Raw genomic sequence first — 6,462 nt, 5'->3', positions numbered from 1 at the left:
CAGACTCAATCCGGGTGAACACCCGATACAACCTATTGAAGCTTCACAACTAGACCCAGAAACCCCGATGCGCTTCGCTGGCCTCCTCGAGCAACGCCGGTCCGATGCATTCGATCGGGTGAGGTGAGGCATGGAACACGTCGCGGCACGACAGTTGCGCGTCGCGCTGCTCGGCCCGCTCACCGCGAAACTCGCGCAGTCGCACCGCATCGATGCCGAACACCACCCGCCCGATGTTGCTCCAGAAAATCGCGCCGGCACACATCACACAGGGTTCGGCCGACGAGTACAGCGTGGCGCGCGACAGGGTTTCGCGGTCCACCACTGGGCTCACCTGGCGCACCGCGTTGGTCTCGGCGTGCCCTGTGCAGTCACCGGTTTCGCTGGTGTTGCACCAGGCCTCGGCGAGCACCCTGCCATCTTCTGCCACCACCACCGCACCGAAGGGCCGGTTGCCGCGGTCGCGGCCCACGCGCGACCAGGCGATCGCCTGGCGCAGGTACAGGCCGTCGCGCTCGCTGATCGGGGTGGGCGCGTCCATCAGGCCTTCACCACGCGTTGACTGGCCGCCGGCAGCATGGCGCGGTTGAACACACCTTCCACGCCGGGGCGGGTCTTCAGAGCGAACACGCTCACCACCTCGTCCACCTGTTCTTCGAGCGTGCGCTTGAGCACGTCGCCCAGGCCATGACCCCGGGTGTCGGCAGCGGCGATGTACTGCTGCGTGATGCGCCAGCGCTCCAGTTCCACCGCTTCGTTCAGGATGGGCTCGCGCAGGCGCGTGGCGGCGATCGCGGCCAGCGGGTCGAGCATGCTCTCCTGGATGGCGCGGTTGGTGGCGCGCAGGAAGCCGGCCACGGCGCCCGGGTTTTGCGTGGTCATGGCGTTGCTCGCCAGGATCGCGTTGCCATACAGGTTCACGCCGGCCTGCTGGTACTGCAGGATGGCGAGATCGTCGAGCTTCATGCGCGCGAACAGCGAGACGGCCGAGTCGTGGAAGTAGGTGGCGCCGTCGACGTCGCCACGCACCACCACGTTGTCGCGCGAAGCGAAGTCGGTGGTGGACCACTGGAAGAAGTCGTCTTTCACGCGCAGCTTGCGCGCCACCATCGGCCAGGCGCGGCGGGTCGATTCAACCGCAGCCGCGGCGATCCTCTTGCCTTCGAGGCTGCGAAAGTCGGACGTGATGCCACGGTCCTTGCGGCCGATGATCGCGAACGGTGCGCGGTTGTAGTACTGGTAGACAGCCTGCACCAAAGGCGTGCCGCTCTGGCTGGCCTGGAATTCGATCAGGGAGCTGATGTCGCCCAGACCCATCTGGTAGACCCCGCTGGCGATGCGTGTGATCGAGGCCACCGAACCGGCACCCACGTCGATGCTCACGTCCAGCCCCTCGTCCTTGTAGTAACCGCGCTGCTGTGCCAGGAAGAAAGGCGAGGTCTGGCCGGTGATGCGGAAGTCGAGCGTGAACTTGATGGGGGTGAGTCTGGGCGCCGACTGGCTCCAGACGGCGGGTGCACCCACCGAGGCGAGGGCGGCAAGGGTGCTGGACCTGGTGAGGAAGAGGCGGCGTTTCATGGTGGGGCTCCGGAAGATGGACTTGTTCCAACCCGCTGGGCCGTGCAGGCACAGGGGACGTACAAGAGCAATTTCCGGGCAGATGACCAACACCTGCTGAACGCTTCTACTCTGCAGGGTGTCGGCATGCACAAGCCATGCCAGCCACATTCTTCACAACGGTGCACGCGCGTGGCCCGCGATTTGCTAACCTCGACACCCAGAGTAGAAGCGTTCAGCGCCGCGCCACGCGGGGCAGGAAATTGCTCTTGAGATTCCTCAAGCCATTTCATTCAGGAGCGCTTCCATGCTGGTCACCCAACAGCCCGTCTTTCGCCGTTACTGGCACGCCGTCATGCCGCTGAGTCAGCTGGCCGACGGCCCGAAGCCCTTCACCCTGCTCGGTGAAAACATCGTTCTCTTTCTTGATGGACACGGCGAACCCGCCGCGCTCAAGGACCGTTGCTGCCACCGCACCGCCAGGCTCAGCAAGGGATGGTGCAAGGACGGCAACATCCAGTGCGGCTACCACGGCTGGGTCTACAACCGCAGCGGGCGCGTGGTGATGATTCCGCAATACCCGCCGGAGCGCGACATCCCCGGTGACTACCGCACCACCGCCTACCACTGCGCGGCCCGTTACGGCTATGTGTGGGTGGCCCTCGAAGACCCGGTGGCCGACATTCCCCTGATGCCGGAGTTCGGGCGCGAGGGCTGGCGCACCATCTTCCAGTTCTACGAGACCTGGAACACCAGCCCGGTGCGCGCGCTCGAAAACTCGTTTGACAACTCACACTTCAGCTTCGTGCACCGCGCCACCTTCGGCGTGGCCGCGTCACCGGCGCCGAGCAAGTACGAACTGGTGGAGAACGAGGCCGGCTTTTTTGCCGAGACGGTGATCGATGCGGTGAACCCGGAGAAATTCCAGCGCATCAGTGGCGTGAAGGACCCGATCACCCAGCGGCACATGCGCAACGCCTACTACCAGCCGTTTTCGCGCCGCCTGGACATCGAATACCCCAGTGGCATCCGGCACGTGATCATCAATGCGTTCACCCCCATCGACGACGGCCGCATGCAGTTGTGCCAATGGCTGTTCCGCAACGACACCGAGGCCGACTGCCCGGCGCAGATGCTGATCGATTTCGACGACGAGATCACGCGCGAAGACAAGGACATTCTGGAATCGACCGACCCGGACGCCGTGGTCGACCTGCGTCGGCGCGGCGTGGAGTATTCGATGGACTCCGACCGTCCGGGGATTTTGATCCGCCGTCGCCTGATGGCGCTGTTGGCCGCCGCGGGCGAGGCAGAGGTGCATGGGTGAGGCTTGTGGACTGCGCCTCGCCCGGGTAGCGGGTCAGACCAGTTCGAATGGACCCCGCCCAGCAGTCTCGGCCCGCAGCAGGCGAAAAAAAGCCCGACGCCGGGCCGGGCTTTCAAGAGGGCGGTAAAGCTCAGCGCGGTGCCGGCTCGGCCACGTAGATTTCCACGCGGCGGTTGGCGGCGCGGCCGGCGGCCGTACCGTTGTCGGCGATGGGTTCGCGTGAACCGCGGCCGTCGGTGGCGAAGCGGGCAGGCGACACGCCGCGTGCCACCAGGTAGTCGCGCGTGGCGTTGGCACGGTCGAACGACAGCGGGTTGTTCACCGCGTCGCTGCCGGTGCTGTCGGTGTGACCGACGATGGCCACGGCGGTCACCGGGTTGGCATTGAGCGTGCCGGCGAACTGGTTGAGCACGCCCGCCAGCGTCGGGCTGACCGTCGAGCGACCGACAGCAAAGCCTGCATCGGCCGGCACGTCGAGCTTGAGGCGGTTGTCCGCGGTCTGGCTCACGCCGATACCGGTGCCGGCGGTGGCGGCCTCCATGGCACGCTTTTGCTCCTGCATCCTGGTCGACCAGATGTAGCCACCCAGTGCGCCGGCGCCGGCGCCCAGGACAGCGCCCTGTGCAGCGCCCTTGGAGCCGCCGGTGGCTGCACCCAGCAGGACGCCGGCCAGTGCACCGATGCCGGCACCTTTGGCCGAATCGGTCTGGGTTTCGCTCATGTTGGCGCAGCCACTGAGTGCGAGAGCCGCCGCGAGTGCGGTAACGGTCAGGCCGCGGGTGATGTTGGTGATTGGGTTCATGGGCAAGGCTCCACAGGCAGTGTTGATGATGATTGGAACAATCGGCCCCGGGTTGGCGGCCGCTTCGCGTGACGCACGACGCCTGGACGGTGGTGACTGCAGCGCAACCCGATGCGCCCTAAACTTACACCCCGGCCAGTCTGCCTGGCATCACTTCCACCCCGACTTTACAAAACATTGCATGAAACAAGTTCCATTGGGCGCCAGCGCGCTGCGAGTCCCGCCGATCTGCCTGGGCACCATGACGTTTGGCGAACAGGTCGACGAAGGCAGTGCGCACAGCATCCTGGATCGCTCGCTCGAGCGCGGGGTGAATTTTCTGGATGCCGCCGAGATGTATTCGGTGCCGGCGCGCGCCGAGACCTGCGGCGCCACCGAGACCATTCTGGGCAACTGGTTCGCCAGGGACGCCAGCCGGCGTCAGCAAGTGGTGCTGGCGACCAAGGTCGCGGGACCGTCGCGCGGCATGCCCTGGATCCGCGGTGAAAACTCGGGCGTGAGCAAGGCGGAGATCCTCAAGGCGTGTGACGACAGCCTGCGCCGTCTGCAGACCGACGTGATCGACCTCTACCAGATCCACTGGCCCGCGCGCAATGTGCCGGCGTTCGGCTTGCTGACCTTCGATCCCACGAAAGACAAGCCCTGCGCCTCGGTGCTCGAACAGCTGGAGGCGATGGCCGAGCTGGTCAAGGCCGGCAAGGTGAAGGCAATCGGCCTGTCCAACGAATCACCGTACGGCGTGCACGAGTTCGTGCGACTGGCCGAACAGCACGGCTTGCCGCGCGTGGCCACGGTGCAGAACCCTTACTGCCTGATCAACCGGAGTTATGAAAACGGACTGGACGAAACCTGCCATCGACTGGGCGTCTCGCTGCTGGCCTATTCGCCGCTGGGCTTCGGTTTGCTCAGTGGCAAGTACGACGAGACCGGTCTGGTGGGTGATGCCGGGCGCATGGCCCTGTTCGAGTCGATGCGCAAGCAGCGCTGGGGCCGGCCCGAGGCGCTGGACAGCGCACGCCGCTACAACGCGCTGGCGCGCGATCATGGCCTGACCCCGTCACAACTGGCGCTGGCTTTTTGCTACACCAACTGGCGCGTGGCCAGCACCATCATCGGCGTGACCTCCCTGACCCAGCTCGACGAGTGCCTGAATGCCTGGGACACCACGCTGTCGCCAGAGCTGCTCGCCGAAGTCGACAAGATCCGCTGGGAACAAAGGGATCCGGCCCAGTGAGCGTGGCACCCGCCGATGGCCAGAACGTCTCGCGTCAGTGAAACCCCGGCCACCGCCTGGCTCAAGGCGCATGGCGTGGCGTTTTCCGAGCACGGGTACGAGTACCTGGAGCACGGTGGTGCGCAGCACAGCGCACAGGTGCTCGGGCTGGACCCGTTTGCGGTCGTCAAGACCCTGGTCATGCAGGACGAGGCCGCCAAACCGCTGGTGGTGCTGATGCACGGCAACCGCACGGTGTCGACGAAAAACCTGGCGCGGCAGATCGGCGTCAAGTCGGTCGAGCCCTGCAAGCCCGAGGTGGCGAACCGCCACAGCGGCTACTTTGTGGGCGGCACGTCTCCCTTCGGCCTGAAGCGCGCCATGCCGGTGTTCGTCGAGTCCAGCGTGCTGGCGCTGCCGAGGATCTGGATCAATGGCGGGCGTCGCGGCTACCTCGTCGGCATCGACCCGGCCGTGCTCGGTGGTTCCCTGGGGGCCAGGCCCGTGGACTGCGCGCTGGCAGAATAAGCCGGCCCCGCGCTCAAGAGCGCGGCCCGAACCACCGAGGAGACTTCGTTGTCATTGCTCCAACCCCTGCTGGCCACCGTGGCCGCCTACCTGATCGGCTCGCTGTCGTTTGCCGTGCTGGTGAGTCGCTTCATGGGCCTGAACGACCCGCGCACCTATGGCAGCAAGAACCCCGGTGCCACCAACGTGCTGCGCTCGGGCAACAAGGCCGCTGCCGTCATCACGCTCCTGCTCGACGCGCTCAAAGGCTGGTTGCCGGTGGTGGCGGTGAAGTGGTGGGGCGAGGCCTATGGGCTGGGCGAAGGCACGGTGGCACTGGTGGGCCTGGCCGCGTTTCTCGGTCACCTGTATCCGGTCTTCTTCCGTTTCCAGGGCGGCAAGGGCGTGGCCACGGCGGCGGGTGTGATCTTCGGCTTCCAGCCCTGGCTGGGGCTGGCCGCACTGGCCACCTGGGTGATCGTCGCGGTCTTCTTCCGGTATTCGTCGCTCGCGTCCATCGTCACGGCGGTGTTTGCGCCGGCGTTCTTTCTGCTGGGTCATCGCGTGGCGTGGGACGCACCCGGCCTGCAGGTGATGAGCCTGGTGGTCATGGGCATGCTGCTGGTGTACCGCCATGCCGAGAACATCAACCGCCTGATCGCCGGCAAGGAAAGCAAACTGGGAGCGAAAAAAACATGAGTCAGCACATCACCCGCATCGGCGTGGCCGCGCGCTACAGCGAGGCAGCGGTGTTCAACGGCGTGGTGTACCTCGCCGGCATGGTGCCCGAGCGCGGCGACACCGACATTCGTGGCCAGACCGAGGATGTGCTCGAACAGGTGCAACAGCGCTTGCAGGAGGCCGGCAGCGACAAGTCACGCATCCTGCGCGCGCAGATCTTTCTGGCCGACATCGCCGACATCGGCGCAATGAACGGGGTGTGGGACGCCTGGGTGGTGCCAGGCACCGCGCCGCCGCGCGCCACGGTGCAGGCGGCGCTGGCCAACCCGGGCTGGCGCATCGAGATCGTCGTGACCGCCGCGCAGAAGGCGTGAC

The 6,462-nt window shown here is 66.0% G+C and carries 8 protein-coding genes; 5 read left to right on the top strand and 3 right to left on the bottom strand.

The annotated features are described in order from the left end of the window. Positions 1-49: 49 nt before the first annotated feature. Together QUV35_RS17515 and QUV35_RS17510 are read right to left on the bottom strand one after the other, a co-directional pair. Positions 50-541 (bottom strand): nucleoside deaminase, encoded by a 492-nt coding sequence (locus QUV35_RS17515; protein ID WP_300877074.1) that lies wholly within the window; start codon positions 539-541, stop codon positions 50-52. Continuing rightward, positions 541-1,578 (bottom strand): ABC transporter substrate-binding protein, encoded by a 1,038-nt coding sequence (locus tag QUV35_RS17510; protein ID WP_300877071.1) that lies wholly within the window; start codon positions 1,576-1,578, stop codon positions 541-543. The genes QUV35_RS17515 and QUV35_RS17510 overlap by 1 nt, the downstream gene beginning before the upstream one ends. Before the next feature lie 286 nt (positions 1,579-1,864). Between QUV35_RS17510 and QUV35_RS17505 the strand changes: the two genes are divergently transcribed. Continuing rightward, positions 1,865-2,884, top strand: a complete 1,020-nt coding sequence (locus tag QUV35_RS17505; RefSeq protein ID WP_300877068.1) for an aromatic ring-hydroxylating dioxygenase subunit alpha — start codon at positions 1,865-1,867, stop codon at positions 2,882-2,884. Positions 2,885-3,014: 130 nt separating this feature from the next. On the opposite strand, the gene QUV35_RS17500 is transcribed toward QUV35_RS17505, so the two are convergent. Then, positions 3,015-3,686, bottom strand: a complete 672-nt coding sequence (locus QUV35_RS17500) for an OmpA family protein (RefSeq protein WP_300877065.1) — start codon at positions 3,684-3,686, stop codon at positions 3,015-3,017. A 181-nt stretch (positions 3,687-3,867) separates the two neighbouring features. Between QUV35_RS17500 and QUV35_RS17495 the strand changes: the two genes are divergently transcribed. From QUV35_RS17495 to QUV35_RS17480, 4 genes are read left to right on the top strand one after another with little or no spacing between them, the layout of a single operon-like run. After that, positions 3,868-4,920: an aldo/keto reductase gene (locus QUV35_RS17495; protein ID WP_300877062.1), complete on the top strand. Its 1,053-nt coding sequence runs from the start codon at positions 3,868-3,870 to the stop codon at positions 4,918-4,920. 15 nt (positions 4,921-4,935) lie between these two features. Further along, positions 4,936-5,427 (top strand): aminoacyl-tRNA deacylase, encoded by a 492-nt coding sequence (locus tag QUV35_RS17490; RefSeq protein WP_300877059.1) that lies wholly within the window; start codon positions 4,936-4,938, stop codon positions 5,425-5,427. 48 nt (positions 5,428-5,475) lie between these two features. Further along, entirely contained in the window at positions 5,476-6,105 is a 630-nt protein-coding gene (plsY, locus tag QUV35_RS17485) for a glycerol-3-phosphate 1-O-acyltransferase PlsY (protein WP_300877057.1), read from the top strand. Continuing rightward, positions 6,102-6,461: a RidA family protein gene (locus QUV35_RS17480; RefSeq protein ID WP_300877054.1), complete on the top strand. Its 360-nt coding sequence runs from the start codon at positions 6,102-6,104 to the stop codon at positions 6,459-6,461. The genes plsY and QUV35_RS17480 overlap by 4 nt, the downstream gene beginning before the upstream one ends. The last annotated feature ends 1 nt before the right edge of the window (position 6,462 follow it).

The organism is Hydrogenophaga sp. (genome assembly GCF_030373225.1).
Lineage (GTDB): Bacteria > Pseudomonadota > Gammaproteobacteria > Burkholderiales > Burkholderiaceae_C > Hydrogenophaga.
Note: the sequence above shows the minus strand (reverse complement) of the source record. Positions and strands in the feature narration are given on the sequence as shown.

What these genes read in the sequence shown, in the direction of transcription:
- QUV35_RS17515 (WP_300877074.1), bottom strand. Translation starts at nt 541, where the DNA reads ATGGACGCGCCCACCCCGATCAGCGAGCGCGACGGCCTGTACCTGCGC.
- QUV35_RS17510 (WP_300877071.1), bottom strand. Translation starts at nt 1,578, where the DNA reads ATGAAACGCCGCCTCTTCCTCACCAGGTCCAGCACCCTTGCCGCCCTC.
- QUV35_RS17505 (WP_300877068.1), top strand. Translation starts at nt 1,865, where the DNA reads ATGCTGGTCACCCAACAGCCCGTCTTTCGCCGTTACTGGCACGCCGTC.
- QUV35_RS17500 (WP_300877065.1), bottom strand. Translation starts at nt 3,686, where the DNA reads ATGAACCCAATCACCAACATCACCCGCGGCCTGACCGTTACCGCACTC.
- QUV35_RS17495 (WP_300877062.1), top strand. Translation starts at nt 3,868, where the DNA reads ATGAAACAAGTTCCATTGGGCGCCAGCGCGCTGCGAGTCCCGCCGATC.
- QUV35_RS17490 (WP_300877059.1), top strand. Translation starts at nt 4,936, where the DNA reads ATGGCCAGAACGTCTCGCGTCAGTGAAACCCCGGCCACCGCCTGGCTC.
- QUV35_RS17480 (WP_300877054.1), top strand. Translation starts at nt 6,102, where the DNA reads ATGAGTCAGCACATCACCCGCATCGGCGTGGCCGCGCGCTACAGCGAG.